Source organism: Pseudonocardia halophobica (genome assembly GCF_027922425.1).
Lineage (GTDB): Bacteria > Actinomycetota > Actinomycetes > Mycobacteriales > Pseudonocardiaceae > Pseudonocardia > Pseudonocardia halophobica.
The window spans coordinates 1-21,840 of sequence record NZ_BSFQ01000067.1; the positions used below are offsets into that span (position 1 = coordinate 1).

16 protein-coding genes are annotated in these 21,840 nt (G+C 75.1%); 3 read left to right on the forward strand and 13 right to left on the reverse strand.

Annotated elements, in window-relative coordinates:
- The 6 genes from PKE99_RS36405 to PKE99_RS36430 form a co-directional block, all read right to left on the reverse strand.
- The coding region (locus PKE99_RS36405; protein WP_271214970.1) for a GAF domain-containing protein at window positions 1-1,091 on the reverse strand (1,091 nt) is incomplete at its 3' end.
- A 138-nt stretch (window positions 1,092-1,229) separates the two neighbouring features.
- The gene (locus PKE99_RS36410; RefSeq protein WP_037050298.1) at window positions 1,230-2,261 is read right to left on the reverse strand and encodes an Ldh family oxidoreductase; all 1,032 of its coding nucleotides are present in this window, start codon (window positions 2,259-2,261) and stop codon (window positions 1,230-1,232) included.
- A 10-nt stretch (window positions 2,262-2,271) separates the two neighbouring features.
- Complete coding sequence (locus PKE99_RS36415) at window positions 2,272-5,673, reverse strand: ATP-binding protein (RefSeq protein WP_051737943.1); 3,402 nt, start codon at window positions 5,671-5,673, stop codon at window positions 2,272-2,274.
- Window positions 5,670-6,992: a sensor histidine kinase gene (locus tag PKE99_RS36420; protein ID WP_037050297.1), complete on the reverse strand. Its 1,323-nt coding sequence runs from the start codon at window positions 6,990-6,992 to the stop codon at window positions 5,670-5,672. The genes PKE99_RS36415 and PKE99_RS36420 overlap by 4 nt, the downstream gene beginning before the upstream one ends.
- A gap of 9 nt (window positions 6,993-7,001) precedes the next feature.
- Entirely contained in the window at window positions 7,002-7,667 is a 666-nt protein-coding gene (locus tag PKE99_RS36425) for a response regulator transcription factor (protein ID WP_081924539.1), read from the reverse strand.
- Window positions 7,658-8,314, reverse strand: coding sequence for a sensor histidine kinase (locus PKE99_RS36430; protein WP_051737942.1), 657 nt, complete (start codon window positions 8,312-8,314; stop codon window positions 7,658-7,660). Before PKE99_RS36430 ends, PKE99_RS36425 begins: the two co-directional genes overlap by 10 nt.
- A 206-nt stretch (window positions 8,315-8,520) precedes the next feature.
- Here PKE99_RS36430 and PKE99_RS36435 point away from each other — a divergent pair, with 206 nt between their 5' ends.
- The gene (locus PKE99_RS36435; RefSeq protein WP_037050296.1) at window positions 8,521-11,175 is read left to right on the forward strand and encodes an Hsp70 family protein; all 2,655 of its coding nucleotides are present in this window, start codon (window positions 8,521-8,523) and stop codon (window positions 11,173-11,175) included.
- A 516-nt stretch (window positions 11,176-11,691) separates the two neighbouring features.
- A complete protein-coding gene (locus PKE99_RS36440; protein ID WP_037050295.1) occupies window positions 11,692-11,946 on the forward strand; it encodes a hypothetical protein in 255 nt (84 codons plus the stop codon).
- Here PKE99_RS36440 and PKE99_RS36445 read toward each other — a convergent pair.
- The 6 genes from PKE99_RS36445 to PKE99_RS36470 all read right to left on the reverse strand — a co-directional run bounded on the left by PKE99_RS36445 (window position 11,912) and on the right by PKE99_RS36470 (window position 19,111).
- Window positions 11,912-12,742, reverse strand: a complete 831-nt coding sequence (locus PKE99_RS36445) for a DUF1775 domain-containing protein (RefSeq protein ID WP_037050294.1) — start codon at window positions 12,740-12,742, stop codon at window positions 11,912-11,914. The two genes, PKE99_RS36440 and PKE99_RS36445, sit on opposite strands and share 35 nt — an antisense overlap.
- Before the next feature lie 365 nt (window positions 12,743-13,107).
- A complete protein-coding gene (locus PKE99_RS36450) occupies window positions 13,108-14,277 on the reverse strand; it encodes an ROK family transcriptional regulator (RefSeq protein WP_037050293.1) in 1,170 nt (389 codons plus the stop codon).
- Complete coding sequence (locus PKE99_RS36455; RefSeq protein ID WP_037050291.1) at window positions 14,274-15,716, reverse strand: sugar ABC transporter permease; 1,443 nt, start codon at window positions 15,714-15,716, stop codon at window positions 14,274-14,276. The genes PKE99_RS36450 and PKE99_RS36455 overlap by 4 nt, the downstream gene beginning before the upstream one ends.
- A complete protein-coding gene (locus PKE99_RS36460; protein WP_037050370.1) occupies window positions 15,713-16,489 on the reverse strand; it encodes an ATP-binding cassette domain-containing protein in 777 nt (258 codons plus the stop codon). Before PKE99_RS36460 ends, PKE99_RS36455 begins: the two co-directional genes overlap by 4 nt.
- A 77-nt stretch (window positions 16,490-16,566) precedes the next feature.
- Window positions 16,567-17,712, reverse strand: a complete 1,146-nt coding sequence (locus PKE99_RS36465; RefSeq protein WP_197040788.1) for a sugar ABC transporter substrate-binding protein — start codon at window positions 17,710-17,712, stop codon at window positions 16,567-16,569.
- A 493-nt stretch (window positions 17,713-18,205) separates the two neighbouring features.
- Window positions 18,206-19,111 (reverse strand): EamA family transporter, encoded by a 906-nt coding sequence (locus PKE99_RS36470; protein ID WP_037050290.1) that lies wholly within the window; start codon window positions 19,109-19,111, stop codon window positions 18,206-18,208.
- Between the two features lie 301 nt (window positions 19,112-19,412).
- Here PKE99_RS36470 and PKE99_RS36475 point away from each other — a divergent pair, with 301 nt between their 5' ends.
- Window positions 19,413-19,601: a DUF7455 domain-containing protein gene (locus tag PKE99_RS36475; protein ID WP_037050289.1), complete on the forward strand. Its 189-nt coding sequence runs from the start codon at window positions 19,413-19,415 to the stop codon at window positions 19,599-19,601.
- Window positions 19,602-19,714: 113 nt separating this feature from the next.
- Here PKE99_RS36475 and PKE99_RS36480 read toward each other — a convergent pair whose 3' ends face one another.
- Window positions 19,715-21,457 carry a DEAD/DEAH box helicase gene (locus tag PKE99_RS36480; protein WP_051737941.1) on the reverse strand — a complete coding sequence of 581 codons (1,743 nt, stop codon included), beginning with the start codon at window positions 21,455-21,457 and terminating at the stop codon, window positions 19,715-19,717.
- Window positions 21,458-21,840 lie beyond the last annotated feature (383 nt).

The window sequence follows — 21,840 nt, forward strand, 5'->3', positions numbered from 1 at the left end:
TGCTCGGTGCCGCGTTCGCGCTGCTCGGCGGGTTCCGGCCGCGCCGACGGGCGCGGGTCGGCGACCTGCCGGCCGCGGGGCTCCGACCGGGAGCCGCGGGACCGCTCGGGTGCGGGCTGCGGACGCTCCGGCCCGCGCGCGGTCTGCGGATCGCCGTGCGCCCCGGCAGCCGCGGAAGGCTCGTCGACGAGCCGGCGCCGACCGCCCGAGCGGCTGCGCTCCTGGCCCCGCCGCTGCTCGGGGACCGCGCCGGCCGGGAGCCCCGGCCGGGGTCCCTCCGGTGCGGCGCCGACCCGCTCGGGCCCGCGGTCACCGTCCGGCCGCTCCCCGCCCCGTCCGGGCGCGCTCCGTGCGGGACCAGGCCCGGGCGCCACCGCCCCGAACACCTGGGTCGGCGTGTCCTCACCGGCCGCGGGCGGCGCGTCGGTGCGGTCCAGCACGCTCCGCGCGGCCTCCGCCGGCTCGACGCCGGCCTTGCGCGCCCGGCTGGCCAGGTAGCGCCCGGCCTCCTCGACGTCCGTGCGGTACCGCTCGGCGAGCATGCCGGTGGCGTGCGCGACCGGCAGGGCGGTCTCGTGCTCCGCGGTCAGCCGCGCGACGGTGGCGGTGAGCCGGCGCAGCGCGCAGACGTCCGTGAGCCGCGCGGACAGGACGTCGGCCAGCCCGGCGACGGCGTCGACGTGCCCGTCCCCCACCGGCCGGCCCGGGTGCCCGAACAGCTGCAGCCCGCCGACCGGCTCCCCGTCGACGACCAGCGGAACGACGACCGAGCACGTCAGCCCGGTGTCCGCGGCCGCGGCCGCCAGCTCCGGCGGGCCGATGCGGGTGAGGTCGGGGGTGACCATCGGGCGTCCGGACCGGACGGCGCCCTGCACCGGGCCGGTGCCCGCCCGCAGCTCCATCTCCCCGAGCCGCCCGGCCGCCGTGTCCGACGCCGACACCCCCGCGAGCCCCGGGAACCGGTCCGGCACCTCCACCAGCACGATCGCCGCGCCCGAGACGCCGAGCGTCGCGGGCAGCGCGGTGCAGACCGAGGAGAGCAGCGTGCCGAGATCGGCGCCGGCCACCGCCGTGCGCCCCACCTGCAGCATCAGCCCCATGATCCCGGGATCGTCCGGATGCATCGCCCCAGCCCCCTCGGACGTCTCGCAGTACGAGTGCTACCGCGCGTAGTCAACCATCGGCCGTCCGTGGAACGGCACGGACGATCATGGGCTGGGCCGAACGGATCAGCGCCGGCGGAGCCCCTGCACCTGCGCCCAGGTGGTCTCGTCGACGGGCACGCCGCGGAACCGGTTGCGGGCGCGCACGTCGTGGGCGCGGTCGCCGGGCACCTGCACCCGGGTGTGCCCGGGCGCGGGCGGGAGGGTCCGGAGCTCGTCGAGGAAGGCGGCGATCGCCGGCTGCGTCCGGCCGACGCCGAACAGGCCCGGCGCGAAGGCGATCAGCAGGTCCCCCTTGGTCACCGGGTCCGTGGTGTCGAGCGTGCCCCGGACCTCCCGGCCGAGCGCGGTGCCGGTCAGGGAGGCGACCAGCAGCTCGAGGACCAGCGACAGCGCGTAACCCTTCGGGCCGCCCACCGGGGTGATGGCGCCGTCGAGGGCGGCGGTCGCGTCCGTGGTCGGGGCGCCCTCGGCGTCGACGGCCGCGCCCTCGGGCAGCGGCTCGCCGCGGGCCGCGTGGTCGAGCACCTTGCCGCGGGAGATCTGCCCCGTCGCCATGTCGAGCACGACGGGTTGGCCGCCCGTCGGGATGGCCGCCGCGATCGGGTTGGTGCCCAGCATCGCGGGAGCGGCGCCCCAGGGGTGGACGAGGGCCTCGCTGGTGGTCGTCGCGAGCCCGGCGAGCCCCGCCTCGGCCAGCCGCTCGACGTACGGCGCGAGCATCCCGAGGTGCCCCGCCCGGCGGATCGCCGCGACGGCGACCCCGGTGCGCGGCACCCGCTCGACCAGCGCCTCGACGGCCCGGTGGGCGACGGGCGGACCGAGCCCGGTCCGCCCGTCGACGGTGAGCACCGAGTCGGTGGTCCAGCGCAGCTCGGGCTCCGCGGCGGGGTCCAGCACGCCGTTGCCGATCCGGCCGGCCAGCACCGGCAGCCGTCGGATGCCGTGCGACGCGTGCCCGCGCAGGTCGCCCTCGAGCAGCATCCCGGCCTGCTCGCGCGCCGCGCGGTCCGGTGCGCCGAGACCGGTGAGGACCTCGGTGCTGAGCCCCAGGTGCTCGTCGACGGAGACGCGGTGCACACCGTCGGCGTCGATCATGCCGGCGACCCTACCGGCCGGCGCCGACCCCGGCGGGCGGCGTCGCGACCGGTCCGGCCCCGACCGGGGTGAGGGCGACGGGCGAGGCGGGCGTCTCGGCCAGCATCCGCTCGCAGGTCAGGACCAGTACCGCGGCGGCGGCGCGCTGGTCCCGCGTCGAGACCGGGTGCTCGGCCCGCCGCTGCCAGCGGCTGAGCTGCGCCGCCGCGGCGAGCCGGATCTCGTCGGGGCCGGCGTCGGGCGCGAGGCCCAGCCGTCGGTGGGCGGCGGTGCCCTCGGCGCCCAGCAGCAGCTCGGCCGCGGTGCGCTCGTCGGTGGAGAGGGCGGGGGTCCCGGCGCGCAGCGCGTCGACGAGGTCGAGCTCGGCGAGCTCGTGCGCGGTCGTGCGGAGGCGTTCGAGCAGGTAGCGCAGGTCGCCGTCGTCCCCCGCGGGCCGCGCGGCGACGATCCCGTCCAGCTCGCGGAGCACGGCGCGGGCCCGCAGCGCGTCCGCCCGGTCGGCGAGCCCGCGTTCGAGCAGCTCGCGCAGCCGCGGCACGCCGCTGCGCCGGGTCAGCTCGGCGGCCACCTCGTCCGGCCTCGCGCCGTCGGCGGCCAGCTCGGAGACGAGCGCGGAGCCCATCTTCCCGCGGGTCAGCCCGGCCGCCACGGGGATCACGGTCCAGCAGCGCCGCCGCACCTCGGGCTCCGCGGCGCGCCGGCGGGCCTCGCTCCACGGGTCGCCCGCGAGCTCGTCCGCCCGGGCGAGGACACCGATCGCGGGCGGCCCGTCGGGCGGCGGCACCCCGTCGTCGGCGGGCAGCACGAGCAGCGGGACGTCCCCGGCCGTGCCCTCGACGATCTCCAGGTCGACCTCGCCCGGGGTCGCCGCCAGGGCCGCGACCAGCGTGGACACCCCCGACCTCGGCGGCCCCGAGACCGCAACCCGCAGCGGCCGGTCGAGGTCGGCCTCCAGCGCGTGCAACCGCTCGCGCAGGCCCGCGTCGGCCGACGCGGCCGCTGCGGCGAGCACGCGCCGGACCTGGCCGGGCAGGGACGTGTCCGCGCCGCGGTCGTGGTGCTCCGGCGGGAGCGTCGGCACGGGACGGGTCTCGACCACCAGCCCGGCGACGTCGAGCGCGGTGGTGTCCGCCTCGGCGTCGAGCGCGGGGGCCGGCGCCGGCCCGGTGTCGTGCGTCTCCGCCTCGGGCACCGGGACCGAGCCCTCGACGGTCGTGCCCTCACCCGGCGCCGACCTCAGGTCCACCCGCCCGCCGGCCGCGACGATCCGCGCGGCGACGTTGCGCAGGCCGCGCCCGGCCGTCGCCGCCGCCGGCCCGACCACCGCCGGTTCCGGCACCACGAACCCGGGCCCGCTGTCGCGCACGGTGAAGTGCAGCCGTCCGTGCTCCTCGTCGAACCGGATGACGACGTCGGCGCCGGGGGCGTGCTTGTGCGCGTTGTTCACCGACTCCAGGCAGCAGAAGTACACCGCGGCCTCGAGCTCCGGCGGGTAACGCCGCCCGGCCGGGAGCGCCGACTCCACCCGCACCGGCGGTGGCCCGGCCAGCTCGGCCTCCAGCGCCGCGACCAGGCCGCGCTCGGCGAGCGCGATGGACCGGACCCCGCTGGCGGTCTCGGCGAGCACGGACTCCGCCGTGTCGAGCTGCCCGGCCAGCACCCCGAGCCGCTCGCGGGCCTGCTCGATCCGCCCGTTCTCCACCTCGTGCTGTACGAGCCCGAGCACCAGCCGCAGCGAGACGAGCTGGTGCTGGGCGCCGTCGTGGAGGTCCCGCTCGATCCGCCGGCGCTCGGCGTCCATCTCCGACACCGCCTCGCGCCGGGACACCGCGATCTCGGCCGCGTGCGCGAGCGCCGCCCGCAGCTGGCGCTCCAGCTCCACGCCCAGCCGGCTGGCGGTGACGACCACGCCCAGGCTGTCCGCGATGTCCTCCAGCAGGTGCCGGCGGTCGGCGTGCAGCCCGGCGACGGCGGCCCGGTCCACCTCCAGGGTGCCGAGGTGCTGCGCGCCGCCGCGGACCGGGACGCCGACCAGCCCCGTGCCGTCGTCCCGCCGCGTCGCCCGCCGCGACGCCCATTCGTAGGTGCGGTCCCGGAGCCCGGGCCGTACCACGGTGAGCCGGCAGCGCGACGAGCCGAGGGCCCGCCCGACCGCCTCGGCGACGCGGGCGAGGTCGGGTGCGTCGGACGCCGCGGTCCGGGACAGCGCCGCGACCTCGGCGAGCGCGCTGTACGGGGTGGGCCGGCGGCCGTAGAGCAGCCGGTCGGTGAGCCCCTCCACCGCCCGGTAGACGGGCAGGAAGGCGACGGCGGCGAGCAGCGACGCGCCGAGCGAGGACCACAGCGGCCCGAAGCCGATCAGCCACCCGGCCGCCTCGAACACGACCACCCCGCCCCCGACGACGGCCACCGCCAGCACGGCCGCCAGGACCCGGCTGAACCGCGCCTCCGCCGACCACAGCCGCTCCGCGCGCACCGCGACCAGCACCGCGACCGCGATCGCCGCCGACCCGACCCGCGAGGCCCAGAACAGCAGCGCGACCGGCTGGCCGGCGGCCGCACCCGTCGTCATCGAGTCGTGCGCCGTCGGGTCGTAGAGCTCCAGGCCGGGGACGCCGAGCAGCCAGAGCACGATCGTGCTGATCCCCAGCACGACGATCGCCGCGAACGCCGCCACGAGCAGGCTGAACACCAGCCGGGCCTGGGTTCGCAGGGCCGCGGTCTCGCCGCGGCGGATGCGCCCGGGCAGCACCGCCACCCCGACCAGCGGCACCAGGAAGCCGAAGAACAGCACGCAGCTGGTGGTGTGCCGCAGCAGCGCCGTCCCGAACCCGACGATCCCGAGCACGAGCACGCCGAACACGGCCAGCGTCACCCGGCCCGAACGGCCCCAGCGCGACGGCCACGCGCCCTGCGGCGTCGGGAAGACCAGCAGCGCGAGGACGTAGGCCGCGCAGGCCACGCCGTGCAGCACGATCTGGTGGATGGGCCCGGCCGCGATCCCGGTCGCGGCGTCGACGGCGGTCGCGGCCGCGTGCGCCTGCAGGTTGAAGGCGCCGCCCGAGCCGACCATGGCCAGCGCGAGCAGCCGGGTCGGCCAGCCCGACCCGCCGCGGACCAGCAGCACCACCGCGATCGCGACCGCGCCCAGGCTCAGCGCGTAGTCGACGACGAGCTGGTCCAGCGGCTCGGTGGCGGGCGCCGCGGCGGCGACCGCCTGGGCCCACACCGAGTCGCCGGCCCCGAAGCCGGGCACGTACCAGGCCACCGCGACGTACGCGCCGACCGCCAGCCAGCCGATCGCGACCACCGAACAGACGACGAGGACCACGACGTAGACCGCGACGGCGAGCCGGTGCAGCCCGCTCGCGCCCGCAGGTGCGCGGGCCGGCCGGATCGCGGTCGCGCTCACACCCGCACCTCCCGGGCGACCTCGACGGCGGGCTCCAGCCGCTCCGGCAGGCTCGCGGTGAGCACCAGCCGGCCGTCCTCGTCCGTGGTCAGCCCGGCCTCGCCGCCGAGCGCCGCCAGCCGCTCGAGGTCACCGGCGAGCGCGGCGCGCAGCTCCCCGGGGGCGAACCCGGGCCGCGGGTCGACGACGCTGACGGCCAGCCGCCCGTCGGCGTGGGTCAGCTCGACCTCCAGCTCGGGCCCCTGAGAAGCGGCCAGCCACTGCAGCGCCGAGGCGGCGACGTAGTAGACGCCGGACTCGACCTCCCACGGCAGCCTGTCCTCGGGCGCACCGGCGAGCCGCACCGGCCGGTCCAGGTCGGCGGCCACCTCCTCGAGCGCGCCGACCGGGCCCTGATCGCGAAGGACCTGCGGGTAGACCCCGCGGGCGATGAGCCGGAACCGGTCGAGCAGCTCGTCGAGCTGGGTGCCGGCGCGGCGGATCGCGGACCCCGCGCGGGCCGGGTCCGGCGTGCTCCCGCCCAGGTCCTGACGGGCCCCGTCGAGCACGATCCGCAGGGTGGCGAGCCGGTCGGTGGTGGCCTGCGAGAGCTCGCCGACGAGCCGGCGCCGCTCGACGTCCCGGGCCGTGGCGAGCCGCTCCCGGGACCGCTCGAGCTCGGCGGCCAGCTCCGCGGCCCGCCGGACGCGGTCGCGCAGCTCGGTGTTCATCGCGACGCCGCGCAGCAGCAGCCCCGCCCCGCCGGCGAGGTCCCGCATCAGCTGCTGGTCGGCGGGGGTGATCGCGGTCGGCTTGCGGATGGCGAGCACGGCCCGCAGCGTCTGTCCCTCGACGATCGGGACGACGTGGTCGGCCCGCTGCTCCGGGTCCTCCCCGCCGAGCAGCACGGCGAGGTTCGGCACGGTCTCCCCGGTGACCGCGCGCGGCGGGTGGACCGCGGCCGTCACCAACCGGTCGGAGACCGCGAGCCAGACCCGCGCCTCGCGTGCCGCGGTGCCCTCCGCGAGCACCTCCGCCAGCCCCGGCAGGGCCGAGTCCGGGGTGCCGCTCCGGATCCGCGCGGCCGCCTCGGCCAGCGCGGAGTACGGGGTCGTGCCCCGGGTGTGGGTCACGCGCTCGACGATCCGGTCCACCACCGGGCGCAGCCGCGCCGCGCCGATCGCGCAGACGAGTGCCGCGACGAAGGGCAGCAGCACGCCGATCTGCCCGAGGCCGGTGCCGAGCAGCACCGGCGGGACCACGACGAGGACCGCGAACACGACGAGGACCGCGCCGCCGACCAACGCGGCGCGCAGCCCCAGCGCGGCCCACCTCTCCATGTCCGGCCGTCAGTCGCCGTCCCGCTGCGAGCGGAGGTAGGTGAGCACCGCGAGGACCCGGCGATGGCTCTCGGTCTCGTCGGTGTGCAGGCCGAGCTTGGCGAAGATGCTGGCGATGTGCTTCTCCACGGCCTTCGGCGTGACGTACAGCTGGCCCGCGATGCCGCCGTTCGACCGCCCCTCGGCCATCAGCTTGAGCACGTCGAGCTCGCGCTCCGACAGCGACGCGACCTCGTTCTTCTTCTCCCCGCGGGGCCGTTCGACCAGCCGCTTCGCCAGCACCGGCTCGATCACGATCTCGCCGTCGGCGATGCGGGTCAGGGTGTCGGTCAGCACCTCGACGCTGCCGACCTTCTCCTTGAGCCGGTAGCCGATCGCGTCCGTGCCGATGTCGAGGATCTTCATCAGATAGTGCGACTCGGCGTAGTGCGAGAGGAACAGCAGCCCCATGTTCGGCCACTTCTCGCGGATCCGCTCCGCGGTGACCAGCCCGCCGTCGGGCTCCGGGGGCATCCGGATGTCGAGGACGGCGACGTCGCACGGGGTGCCGGCCAGGAGGGCCAGCAGCTCGTCACCGCCCGCGGCCACCGCCACGACCTCGTGGCCCGCGGCCTGCAGGAGCATCAGCAGCCCCTCGCGGAACAGGGCGCCGTCCTCGGCCAGTGCTACTCGCATGGGATCCTCGCAACGATCGTGCCGGTACCGACGGTCTCGTCCGGCGGGGTGGAAACGTCACACACCGCACCCCCGAGCGGGCGGGCGCGGTCCAGCAGCAGCTCCGCCAGCCCCGGTCCTCCGCCGGTCACCGTGACGACGAGCTCGGCGGCGGAGCCCGCGATCGTCACCTCGCGGGGCGACACCGGGTCGGCGGCCAGCGCGTCGGCCACGGCGAAGTAGACGGCGCCCTCGGCGGCCGGGCCGAACCGCCGGCCGTCGTCGCGCACCCGCAACGGGGCGTCGAGCCGCTCGGCGAGCTCGCGCAGCGCCGGGCCGAGGCCCGCCTCGTCGAGCAGCGGCGGGTAGATCTGGCCGGCGACGTCCCGCAGCTCCTGCAGCACCGCGTGCAGCTCGTCCTGCAGGGTGCCGATGGCGGCGCGCAGCTCGTGCTCGGCTTCCGGGACCCGGTGCCGGAACAGACCCAGCTGCAGGACCAGGGCGGACGCCCGCAGGGCGGCCCCGTCGTGCAGCTGGCGCTCCAGCCGGCGCCGGCCCTGCCACTGGTCGCGCTCGCGCCTGCGACGCGCCTCCGCGACGGCGGACGCGCTCGGGACGGCCGTGGGGGCGGCCGGCACGTCCCCCGTCGGCGCGGGCTCCAGCCTCATCGCTGCATCGTCCCGCCGCCGGGGGGTCACCGGAAGGGGGTCGGCCCCCCGGCGGGGTAGGGACTGCCCCCGCTCGCGCACTTCGAGGTGTGACGGTAATGACAGCGTGACCTGGGACGAGTATCACCTGAGGGCAACGTGCGCTCGTACGGTCGGCAATGCTCATGCGCGGGTCCGACGGGTCCGCGCCTCCGAGAGGTGGCGGAGTGTCCTACAGCCTGGGTGTGGACCTGGGGACGACGTTCGTGGCCGCGGCGGTCGCGAACGCCTCCCGGGTGGAGATGTTCACGCTCGGCGACCGCAGTGTGGTGACACCGGCCGTCGTCTACCTGCGGGAGGACGGCACGGTCGTCACCGGCGACGCGGCCGGGCGGCGGGCGGTGAGCAACCCCGACCGGGTCGGCCGGGAGTTCAAGCGCCGCCTCGGCGACCCCACGCCGGTGATGCTCGGCGGGGCCCCGCACGCGGTCACCGCGCTGCTCGCGAGCCTGTTGTCCGACGTCGTGGCCCGGGTCTCGGCGACCCAGGGCACCGCCCCGGACTCGATGGTGCTGACCCACCCGGCCAACTGGGGCCCGTTCCGGCGCGAGCTGTTCGACGAGGTCCCGCAGCTGGCCGGGGTGGCCATGCCGCGGATGGTGACCGAGCCCGAGGCGGCCGCGGCGCACTACGCGTCGTCGCGGCGGCTGGAGAACGGCGAGATCGTCGCGGTCTACGACCTCGGCGGCGGCACGTTCGACGCCACCGTGCTGCGCAAGCGCTCGGAGGGCATCGAGATCCTCGGCTCGCCGGAGGGCATCGAGCGCCTCGGCGGGGTCGACTTCGACGAGGCGATCCTGGCGCACGTCAACTACGCCGCCGGCGGGGCGCTGTCCGAGCTGGACATGAGCGACCCGCAGACCACGGTCGCGCTGGCCCGGCTGCGCCAGGACTGCGTGCTGGCCAAGGAGGCGCTGTCGATCGACACCGAGACCACGATCCCGGTGTTCCTGCCCCACCGGCACTTCGACGTGCGGCTCACCCGCGCCGAGTTCGAGGACATGATCCGGGCGCCGATCGAGTCCACCATCGGTGCGCTCAACCGCACCCTGCGCTCGGCCGAGGTCACCCCGGACGAGCTCAGCGCGGTGCTGCTGGTCGGCGGGTCCTCGCGGATCCCGCTGGTCGCGCGGATGGTGTCCGAGGAGCTCGGCCGGCCCACGGTCGTCGACGCCCACCCCAAGTACGCGGTCGCGCTCGGCGCGGCCACGCTCGCCGGCGGACCCGGTGCGGTCGCGGGCTCGGACGGGCCCGCGGCGCCGGCCGCCCCGCCGCCCACCACGGCCTTCCCGGCCGTGGCGCTGGGTGCGGCGGGTGGGGCTGCTGCCGGTGCGGCCGTGGCGTCCGTGCCGGAGACCCCGGCGCCGTTCTCGCTGCCGTCGGGCACCGGGCTGCCGAGCTTCGGTCCGCCGACGGGCACGCCCTCCGGGACTCCGACCCCGGCTCCGGCGGCGGCGGCGGCCATGGCGGCACCTCCCGTCGCGGCCGCAGCACCTCCGGCCCCGCCCGCGCCGACGCAGCGGGTCGCCCCGCCCGCGCCGCAGCCGTCCGGCCCGTTGCCGTACGGCGGCGGCCCCGGTGGCCCCGGCAGTCCGGGTGGTCCCGGCGGCCCGGGTGGCGGCGGGGGCGGCGGTGGCGGCGGCTTCGGGGGCGGCACCCCCGGTGGCGGCGCACCACCCCCCGGCGCTCCCGAACCCTCGGAGCCGTCCGGCGGCGGACGCAAGGCCCTCATCGTCGGGCTCGTCGTCGTGCTCCTGCTGGCCGCCGTGGGCGGTGTGGGCTGGTTCGCCGCGAACCAGTTCGGGCTGCTCGGGGGCGGCACCGGCAACACCGGCACGTCGGTCGCCGGCGGCGGGTCGAACGAGGAGATCCCGCCAGCCGCGGACCAGACCCAGCCCGAGATCGCCACCAGCGTGCCGATCCCGTCGCTGGGCTCAGCGATCCCGGTCGGCAAGACCCCCGGCTACATCGCGCTCTCGCCCAACGGCCGGCTGGCCTACATCGCCAACCGCAACGCCGGCGTCGTCACGGTCATGGACACCTCGGTCGACAAGGTCATCGCGACGATCCCGGTCCAGGCCGGGCCGCCGCAGTACCTGGCCTTCGCACCCGACGGCAAGCGCGTCTACGTCTCGATCTTCAACGACCAGAAGACGGTCAACGTCGTCGGCGTGCTCGACACGACCAGCAACTCGATCACCTCGACGATCCCGGTCGGCACCCGGCCGTTCGCCCTCGCCGTCACGCCCGACGGGTCGAAGCTCTACGTGCCCAACCACGACTCCGGCACGGTCAGCGTGATCGACACGGCGACCAGCACGCTCGTGCACGACATCAAGGTCGCGCCGAACCCGCACTGGGTCACCTTCTCGCCCGACGGCACCAAGGCGTACACGGCCAACCACGAGTCCGGCGTCGTCTCGATCATCAACACCGCCGACGACACGGTGCTCGGCGAGGTCAAGGTGCAGGTCAGCCCGCACAGCCTCGAGGTCGCGCCGGACAACTCCGTGGTCGCCAACGTCAACTACGACAGCGACTCGGTCACGGCCATCGACACCAACACCGACCAGGTCGTCGCCACGGTGCCGGTGGGCAAGAAGCCGCAGGACATCGCGTGGGCGCCGGACGGCCGGTTCGTCTACGTCACCGCGGTGGAGGGCGACAACCTCACGGTGATCAACGCCGAGACCTGGACGGTCACCGCCACCCTGCCCACGGGCGACGCCCCGACCAGCCTGGCCGTCACGCCGGACGGGAAGAAGGCGTACGTCACCAACCTCAACAGCGGCACCCTCACCGAGGTCAACCTCACCGGCTGAGCCCGCCGCCCCGCGCACCACGCCGACTCCCGACTCGCACACTCCCGCGAGTCGGGAGTTCGCGCACCGCGAGTCGGGACTTCCAGCACCGCGAGCCGCGCCCTGAGCTCCCGCGAGTCGCGCTCTCAGCTCCCGCGAGTCGCGCTCTCAGCTCCCGCGAGTCGCGCTCTCAGCTCCCGCGAGTCGCGCTGTGGGCTTCCGCGAGTCGCGCCCTGAGCTCCGGCCGAGCACGCCCCGGACTCCCTCAGGTCACGCGCACCTCAGGAACCGGCTCGGTGGTACCGCCATTCGGGGATTTCCGCGATTCGTGGTGCCGCCCGAGTTCAGGCCCGCCCGGCCCGGGTACAGCCACCGCAGTTCTGGCGCGTGGGGGTCAACCCCACCCCGGTCGGCGGGTCGGCCCCGGTAGGGAGTGGGGCCGACGTCATCGTCCGGGGCGTGCTCCGGCGGGATGCTTCTTCTCGTTCGACACCGACACCGGGAGGGCCCCGGCGCCAGGACGGAAGGAGAAGCACGATGTCCGCACAGACCGCTCAGCTCACCCTCGTCACCGGCACCGGCATTCCGGCGCTCACCCACCGCGACCGCGCCGTCCTGCGCGCCGTCGAGGCCGGCCGCGTCCGGCTGTCCGGTGGGTCCGCCCTCGTCGTCGACGGGATGTTCCTCGCCGACCCCTTCGCCGCCCCGCGGCTCACCGACGCCGGCCTGATCGCCGACGCCGACGGATCCGTCGCCCTCACCGACTCCGGTCGCGCTCTGCTCGCGGCGTGACGTCGCGCGCACCCCCGGCACCGGACGGAGCCGGGTGTGTCGCTCCCGAGGACACCGGACCGTCCGGCGCCTGCCGTTCCTGCGCCGTCCCGCCCCCGCTCTCCCGATGCGCGGCGAACCTGGCGGCCTGCCACTTCCCCAGCTCGCGGATCCCCAGCGCCACCAGCACGGCCAGCGCGACCCCGACCCCGATCGTCCACGCCGCGGTCGCTCCCGGCGACGGCGTCGCGGGCAGACCGGCCGCGACGTCCCGCGCCGCCTGATCGTGGTCGTGATGCCCGCCGACCGGGACCGCCGGCCGCGGCGCACCGTACGGCAGCTCGAGGGCCGTGTGCGCCGGCGCAGGCCGGCCGGGCACCACCAGGTCCGACCATTCGACGACGGCACCGGACCGGCTCGTCTGGGTCGCCCGGAACCGCACGGGCCCTGCGCCGTCGGGCATCCGGCCCACCCGCAGCACCAGGTCCACGGGCTCGGACCCGACCGGCCCGCCCGTCCACTCGATCCCGCTCGCGGTGGTCGCGACCTGCCACCCCGCCGGCGACGACGCCTGCGGGTCCACGAGCGGACGCCCCGTCGGCAGATCCACCCGGAGCGCGACGACGGGGTCGCCCGGATCGTCGTTGGTCACCCGGAACGTCACGGCGACGTCCCGCGCGCCGGCCTCGGTGTGATCGGGCGTGAGCGTGACGTCCGCGACCGCGGCACCGGCGAAGACCATGCCGAGCCCGACGAGCGTCAGGACCATCAGCAGGGCGCACCGGACCGGGACGGCGGCTCCGCCGAACCCGCGCATGCCCGCCTCCTCGCGCCCGCTCCCGCCCGGGAACTCGGCCCTGATCGTTGAGCGTTACCGCGCCTCGCCCGTCGGACCGACGGTGAAGGTTCCGCACGATCCGGTCAACCTCCCGCGAGTCGGCACTTCCGGGTCACCGAACCCAGATCCCGGGAGACGACGAACATGCGCAACGCGGTCGCCCTAAACCGCCGACTCGTGCTGCCGGAACTCCCGACTCGCGGTGCCGGAACTCCCGACTCGCGCTGCCAGAACTACCGACTCGCGCTGCCAGAACTACCGACTCGCGCTGCCAGAACTCCCGACTCGCGCTGCCAGAACTCGCGACTCGCGCCGCCGGAACTCCCGACTCGCGGGATGTGGTGCTACACCGCGCCGAGGACGGGTTCGAAGGCGAGTTCGGCGGCGCCGACGAGCTTCCCGTCCCTCCCCAGCGGCGAGACGGCGATGCGGGTGCGGCCCGCGGCGCGGCTGACGAGGCTGCGGCGGTGCAGCTCCTCGCGGATGCGGTCGACGAGCCGGGTGGGGAGGGCGGCGAAGAGGTCGCCCAGCACCACGAGCTCCGGCGCGAGCATGTTCACCGCCGTGACCAGCCCCGTGACCAGCCACTCCCCCACCTCGGACAGCAGGTCGAGCCGTCCGGGACGGGCCTCGAGGTCCCGCAGCTCGGCCACCAGCACCCCGCGGGGCGTGTCCTCGGGCAGCCCGAGCGCGCGGCACAGCGCCGGCTCGCCGACCTCGGTCTCCCAGCAGCCCTGCTCGCCGCAGAAGCACGCCCGCCCACCGGGCCGGACGATCATGTGCCCGATCTCGCCGACGTACCCGCCGGAGCCCCGCAGCGGCACCCCGCCGACGATGACCCCGCCGCCCACGCCGACGTCGGCGGACAGGTAGAGCAGGTCGTTGGCGTCCCGCGCCGCCCCCCGGACGTGCTCGGCGAGGGCGCCGAGGTCGCCGTCGTTGCCGACGGTCGTGGGCGAGCCGAGCACCGCGCCGAGCCGGCTGCCCAGGGCCACCTCCCGCCAGCCGAGGTTGGGCGCCTCGTGGACCAGGCCGTCGGCCCGTCGGACGACGCCGGGGACCGAGACGCCGACCCCCTGCTCCCGCACGCCCAGCTCGTCGCGCAGCAGCTGTGCCGACTCGGCGATGTGCGTGATGACCTCGCCGGGCAGCCGGGTGGTGCGGTGCAGGTTCCAGCTGTGGCGGCCGAGGATCTGCCCGCCGATCCCGACCATCGCCATGGCGACCTGGTCGACGCGGATGTCGACGGCCAGGACGACCGCCGCCTGCGCCTCGGGCAGGACCAGGAGCGAGGGCCGCCCGGCGCCGGTGCGCTGCGCCGGGACGGCCTCCGTGACGACGCCCGCCTCCGCCAGCCCGTCGACCACCGCCTTGATCGTGCTGCGGTTGAGCCCGAGCTCGCTGGCGAGCGTCGCGCGCGTGCAGGGCCCCTCGACGTGCAGGCGGCGCAGCAGCGCGGTCCGGTTGTGCCGGCGGGCGTCGTCGGGACGGGTGCCGGAGGTCGGGACGGTCACCTGCCGGCGGCCGCCGACTTCCGCCGGGACAGGACGTCGACGCCCGCCGCGAGCAGCAGCACCAGGCCCGTGATGATGAAGACCACCGCGGCCGGCTGCTTGAGCAGGCCCAGCCCGTTCTCGACGGTCGCCAGCACCGCGCCGCCGATGACGGCGTTGGACACCCGGCCCCGCCCGCCGAACAGCGACGTCCCGCCGATGACGGCCGCGCCGACCGCGAACAGCAGCGTGTTGCCGCCACCGGCCGCCGGCGAGACGGACCCGACCTTCGAGGAGTAGACGATCGCGCCGATCGCCGCGAAGGCCGAGCTGATCACGAACACCGCCGCCCGGATCCGGACGACGTCGATGCCCGCCCGGCGGGCCGCCTCCCGGTTGCCGCCGACGGCGTAGACGTGCCGGCCGAACCGCGTGCGGTCGAGCACGTAGGTCCCCAGAACCAGGAGGACCAGGACGATCGGCACGACATAAGGGATACCGGAGATGGCGATGACGCCCGGCGACCGGTCCCGGGTCAGCAGGAAGGTCGCCACCGCCCCGAGGACGACGACGGCCCCCACCTTGATCAGGACCAGGCCGGTCGGCTTCGCCACCAGGCCCTTGTGCAGCCGGTTGCGCTGCTGCAGCAGCATGACCGCCGCGTAGCCGCCGGCCGCCACGACGAACAGCACCCACGAGCCGAGGGTCGACAGGTTGCCGTTGGCCACGGCGTTGATCACCGGATCGCGCAGGCCGAGGGTGCCGCCGTCGCCGATGAGCTGCAGGATCACGCCCTGCCAGGTGATGAACAGGGCGAGGGTGACGACGAAGCTCGGCATCCCGATGCGGGCGACGAGGAAGCCGGTCAGGCACCCGACGACCACGCCGACGCCCACGGCGAGCAGCATCTCGATCCACGGGTTGGCCGGTACGCCGATCAGCAGGATCACTGCCGTCAGGACGCTCACCACGGCCCCGGCCCACACCCGGACCCAGATCGCCAGCGCCGCCGCGACGAGCATCGCGACGATCAGCACCGCGAAGACGAACCCGCCCATCGCGCCGAGCATGTTCCCGCCACTCACGAGGTGCAGCGCCATCAGCGCCGCCGCGAGGCCCGACGCCGTGCCCGCGGCGAGGTCGATCTCGCCGGTGAGCAGCACGAACACCAGGCCCATCGCGATGATGGTCCGGCCGGCACCCTGCTGGAGGAGGTTCGCGAGGTTCAGCAGGCTGGGGAAGGTGCCGCCGGAGTCGAGGATCGTGAACAGCACGAACAGCGCGGCGAGGCCGAGCAGCGCGGGCAGCGAGCCGAGCTCGCCGTTGCGCAGGCCCTGGAGGTAGCCGCGGATCGCCTCGCCCGTGGTCCGGGCGGTGGTGTCGATGCCGAAGTCGGCCGCCCGGTTCCCGGGGTCGGCCTTCTCGGCCGCCGACTTCTGCTGCTTCTCGGGTGCGGTCACTGCCCGACCACCCCTTCCGGTCGGGCCAGTCCGAGGTCCCCGGACCGGCCTGCGGTGATGAGCTCGACGACCTGCCCGTGGGTGACGTCGCGCGTGGGCACCTCGGCCACCATGCGGCCGAGGTAGAGGGTGGCGATGCGGTCGGCGACCTCGAAGACGTCGGCCATGTTGTGGCTGATCAGGACGACCCCGATGCCCTGTTCGGCGAGCCGGCGGACGAGGTCGAGGACCTGCCGGGTCTGCGCGACGCCGAGTGCGGCGGTGGGTTCGTCGAGCAGCACGACGCGGGAGTCCCAGAGGACGGCCTTGGCGATGGCGACGGTCTGCCGCTGCCCGCCGGAGAGCGACGCCACGGGCGTCCGCACGCTGGTCACGGTGCGGACCGACAGCGAGGCGAGGGTGCGCCGCGCCGCCTGTTCCATGTCGGACTCGTCGAGCAGCCAGGGCCTGCCGCGCTCCCGGCCCAGGAACATGTTCTGGACGATGTCGAGGTTGTCGGCGAGCGCGAGGTCCTGGTAGACGACCTCGATCCCGAGCTTCGACGCGTCCGAGGGGCTGTGCAACGCGACGGGGTCGCCGTCGAAGAGGATCTCGCCGCCGTCGATCGGGTGGATCCCGGCGACGCACTTGACCAACGTCGACTTGCCGGCGCCGTTGTCGCCGACGAGCGCGGTCACCTCGCCGGCGCGCACCGTCAGGTCGACGTCGTGGAGCACCTGCACCGCGCCGAAGCTCTTCGACACGGACCGCAGCTGCAGGATGGGTTCGGACATGCGGACCTCCATGCGAGGGCGCGCGGCCGGGAGGGTCACCGTCGACGGTCCCGTCCGCGGCCGCGCGCCCGGCTCGGTTACTTGATGCCGGCCGCGTCGCAGGCGGCCTGCGTGGCCTGCACGCAGATCTCGCTCGCCTTGACGTAGCCCGCGTCCGTCACCGTCTTGACGTTGTCCTTGGTGATCAGCTGCGGGGTGAGCAGGACGGACTTGACCTCGCGGTTGCCCTTCGGGTCGTTCACCGTCTGGGTCGCCGTCTGGTCGGCGGTGGCGGTGTCGCCCTTGGCGAGGGCCGCGGCGAGCTTGGCGGTCGCGTCGGCCTCCTCCTGGATCGGCTTGAACACCGTCATGTACTGGTCGCCGCGCAGGATGGCCTGCAGGCCGTCCGCGGTGGCGTCCTGGCCGGTCACGGCCACCTGGCCGTTGAGCCCGTACTTGGTCAGCACGGTGACGATCGCGCCCGCCAGGCCGTCGTTCGCCGCGACGACGCCGTCGACCTTGCCGCCGTTGCCGGTGAGCAGCTGCTCGAAGGTCTGACCGCCGACCTGGTTGTCCCACTTGTCGATGGCCTGGTTCGCGACGAGCTTGAGCCGGCCGTCGTCGTACATCGGCTTCAGCACCGTCTGCTGGCCGTTGTAGAACAGCGTCGCGTTGTTGTCGGTGGGCGCGCCCTCGATCTGGATGACCTGCGCGCCCTGCTTGCTCTGCAGCGCCTGGGCGAGACCCTGGCCCTGCAGCGCGCCGACCTTCTCGTTGTCGAAGGAGACGTAGTAGTCGCTGGTGCCGCCGAGGTTCAGCCGGTCGTAGTCGATGACCGGGATGCCCTGCGCCTTGGCCTTGGCCGCGACGGCCGAGCCGCCGTCCGAGCTGATCGACGCGATGACCAGCACCTTCACGCCGCTGGAGATCATCCCGTCGGCCAGGGTCGAGAACTTCTGCTCGTCGCCCTGCGCGTTCTGGATGTCCGGGTCGAGCCCGGCGGCGCGCATGGCCTTGTCGAGCATGGGCTTGTCGAAGCCCTCCCAGCGCGCGGACGTGTCCGTCTCCGGGAGGATGACGCCGACCTTGACGCCCCCGCCCGCCGGCGCCGCCGAGGGAGCGGTGCCGCCCGAGGACCCACCGGAGCTGTTCGCCCCGCACGCGGTGAGGGTGAGGACCAGCCCCAGACCCAGCGCCGCGATCATCTTCGGCGCGCCTCGCAGCGCCGACCTGCCTACCCGCATCCGCCCTCCACCTCACTGTGGACCCGGTGTCCGACGACGCCGGGTAAATGTTGTGGGCGACAACGTATGCGGCCGAAGTCTGTGATGCAAAGCATGCTGAATCGGTCCAGGTTCCGCAGCATCGTCACGATTCGGTCTCGCCGGGCTGCGTTTGTTGTCGCGCTCCCGTTTCTTGTTGCGCCCTGTAGTCGACCCACTCCGCACCGCGACCGGCACGGGCAACCAGCTCCGTCCGGCACGGCAAGAACGACATTGCGCCGCCCGGGCGCGGGCCGGCGGGGTGAGACACCGTCCCCGGACGGCCCCGGGAGCCGGCCGCGGGGCCTCATCGTCCGGCGTGCTCCGTCCGGGCCCGTTCACGCTCCGTGTCTCCCCGGGCGGCGGCACGACGGGGACCGAGGTGGCCGCCACGGCGGGAGCGGCGCCACCGGATCGGGCGATCTTCACCCGGGTGCTCCTCCACCGCTGACGCTGCGTGACCGAGCCCTTGCGGTCACTCCACGTGACGACGAGGGGTCTCCCGGGGTGGCTCGAGCACCTCGGGCACGCCGTCCCCGTCCCGCGATCGCAGCGCCACCGCGGCGATCACGGCCGCGATCCCGACGCCCTCGGCGGCACCCGGGAGCTGCCCGAGCACCAGGAAGCCGATCACCGTGGCGGTCGCCGGGAGGAGGGCCAGGAGCACCGCGAACCGCCCCTGCCCGACCCGCCGCAGCACCACCTGGTCGAGGCCGTAGGGGATCACGCTGGACAGCACCCCGACGCCGACGGCGAGCAGCACCACCACCGGGTCGGCGAGCGGCGCGAGGCCCGCGGCCCCGCCGAGGAACAGGACCGGGGAGCACAGGACGGCGGCCACGGTGAAGCCGACGGCCAGGTCGTCGACCCCGTTCCCGGCCGTCGCGACCCGTTTGCCGAGGAGGATGTACGCCGCCCACATGACGGCCGCGGCGAGCGCCCACAGCACCCCCGACGGACTGCCTGACCAGCGCACATCCGCGATGAGGGCCACTCCGCCCGCGGCCAGCACCACGGCCCCGACGTCCCGCGGGCGGCGGGAGAGCGCCGCCGCCACCGCGACCGGCCCGCAGAACTCCAGCGCCACCGCGGTGCCGAGCGGCAGCCGCGCGATGGCCTCGTAGAAGGCCGCGTTCATGAGTGCCGTCGCCAGCCCGAACGGGACCGACCGCCGCAGCCGCGGGGCCCGCCACGCCGCCCGGCGGGGCCGCCGCCACGCGAGCAGCACCAGGCCCGCGCCCAAGATCCGTAACACCGCGACGGCCGCGGGCGACAACCGGTCGAACAGCCCGACCGCGAGGGCCGCCCCGACGTACATCGAGGCACCCCCGACGACGAAGAGCACGGGCGCCGGGACCCGGCGGATCATGCTCGTCGTCATGACCGGACCCCCGACTGCGCTCGGTAGTCGCGAGGACCCGACTGTTTACACGCCACACCTTGCGGTGTCACACCATGCACCGCATCATTCACTCGTAGTCAACTGAATCCGTGTTCGTCATCGGACCGCCACCGCGTCGACGGTCGCCCGACCCCGAAAGGTCGATCTGTGATTGTCGTCGCGACACGGGACGGGAACACATGCAGGGGTATTTAACGTCTGCAAGAGTGGGCGCACCGCGCGAGCGGTCGTCACAGCAAGCGACATCGGGAGACCGGTGTCGAGACGGAGGGAGACCGCTATGCAGCCTGGAACCCTGACCCGGCCCGAGTTGACCCTCGCCGACCGCTGTGACCGCTGCGGAGCGGCCGCAAAGGTTCGTGCCGTGCTGCCGTCCGGCGGCGAGCTCCTGTTCTGCGGACACCACGCGCGTGCGCACGCCGACAAGCTGCGCGAGCTCGAGGTGGACGTCCAGCAGGGTGCTGAATAGGCACGAGTGATGGGCGATCGGCGACTCCCCTCGCCGGTCATGTGAGCGTCGTCGAGAGGGCCGGCACCCGCGGGTGCCGGCCCTCTCGTCTGTCCGGGGACGGGTGACGGCGGTCACCGCCACGACCGGATCGTGGCGATGCGCTCCTCGAGCTGCTCGATCGTCGCCATCGCGGTCGGCGGGCCGCCGCAGGCCCGGCGCAGCTCGTTGTGGATCACGCCGTGCGGCTTCTTCGTGCGGTGGTTGTGCAGCGCGACCAGCGTGTTCAGCTCCTTGCGGAGCTTCTGGATCTGCTCGCGCACCGACATCTGCCGCGGCGGCTCCGGCACGGGCGGCGGCGGGGTGGCGCGGGCCGCGGCGCCGGAGCGCGGCGAGCCCCGGTCCACCCAGTCCTGCTGCCGCTGCTGCAGCAGCGTGCGCACCTGGTCGGCGTCGAGCAGCCCGGGCAGCCCGATGTACTCCTCCTCGTCGGCGCTGAACGAGGCGCCGTCGAAGATCAGCTGGTCCAGCTCCGCGTCGGCGTGCAGCGCGGTGAAGGACTTCTCGTCCTCCCCCGGCTCGTCCTGCTGCCGGTTCGCGAGGGCGAGCTCCTCGTCGTTCCACTCCTCCTTGGGCCGGTGCGGCTTGCCGAGGACGTGGTCGCGCTGCGCCTCCAGCTCGCTCGCCAGGCCCAGCAGCACCGGGACGGACGGCACGAACACCGACGCCGTCTCGCCCGGCCGTCGCGACCGCACGAACCGGCCGATGGCCTGCGCGAAGTACAGCGGGGTCGAGGCGGAGGTCGCGTAGACGCCCACCGCGAGCCGCGGCACGTCGACGCCCTCGGACACCATCCGGACGGCGACCATCCACCGCTCGTCGGACTTCGAGAAGGACTCGATCCGCTCCGACGAGCCCGCCTCGTCCGACAGGATCAGCGCGGGTGGCCTGCCGGTGACCTGCTGCAACAGGGCGGCGTAGGCGCGCGCGTTGGTCTGGTCGGTGGCGATGACGAGGCCGCCGGCGTCGGGCATCCCGCTGTTGCGGTGGGCGTCGAGCCGCTTGTCGGCGGCCGCGAGCACCGCGGGCATCCACTCGCCGCCGGGGTCCAGCGCGGTGCGCCAGGCCATCGCGGTCTGTTCCTTGGTGAGCGGCTCGCCGAGCCGGGCGGTGATCTCCTCGCCCGCGCTCGTCCGCCAGCTCGACGTGCCGGAGTAGGCCAGGAACACCACCGGCCGGACGACGTTGTCCGCCAGCGCGTCGGAGTAGCCGTAGGAGTGGTCGGCGCGGCTGCGCAGCGCGCCCTCGCCGTCCCGGACGTACTCGACGAACGGGATGGGGTTGTCGTCCGACCGGAAGGGCGTCCCGGTCAGCGCCAGCCGCCGCTCGGCCGGCTCGAAGGCCAGCTGGACGCCCTCGCCCCAGGACTTGGCGTCGCCCGCGTGGTGGATCTCGTCGAGGATCACCAGCGTGCGCCGGTTCTCCGTGCGCGCCCGGTGCGTGTGGGGGTGCACGGCCACACCGGCGTAGGTGATCGCGATGCCGTGGTAGTCCCGCGAGGTGCCGGCCGACGCCCGGAACTCGGGGTCCAGCGCGATCCCGACCGCCGCTGCGGACTGCGCCCACTGGTACTTGAGGTGCTCCGTCGGGGTGACGACGGTGACCGCCTCGATCGTGCGGTCCGCCAGCAGCTCGCTCGCCACCCGCAGCGCGAAGGCCGTCTTGCCCGCGCCCGGCGTCGCGACCGTCAGGAAGTCCTGGGGCCGGGCGGCCAGGTACCGGGCGAGCGCCGAGCGCTGCCAGGCACGCAGCGGGCGCGAGCCCGGAGCCGACACCGAGGAGAGTCCCTGAATCGGTACGGATTCCGTTTGCGACACACGTCTCCCTGTCCTGCCGACCTCCCCCCGGAGGGGGTGCTGGGGCCGCCGATCAGCGTATCCGGCGGTCACCGGGGGCGACGCCGTGCCCCGACCCGCGGCGCGAACGCGCACGTCACGCGCGGCGGGCTGGCCCGGGGCGCCCGGTCCGGGTACACCTGCGGGCACGGCGGGGCGGCTGGGAGGATCGGCCGGACGGGCACCGGGGGACGAACCGGGCGGGAAGGAGCGCACACGATGACACGGCGCGGCAGGTGCGGGCGATGACCCGGCCGGAGGCCGACGACGCCGCGCTGCCGCTCGACGCGCTGCTCACCGAGGCCGCCCGCGGCCCGCTGGCGCGGCTGCTGCCCGTCGGCCCGGCCGCGCGGCTCGCCGCCGCC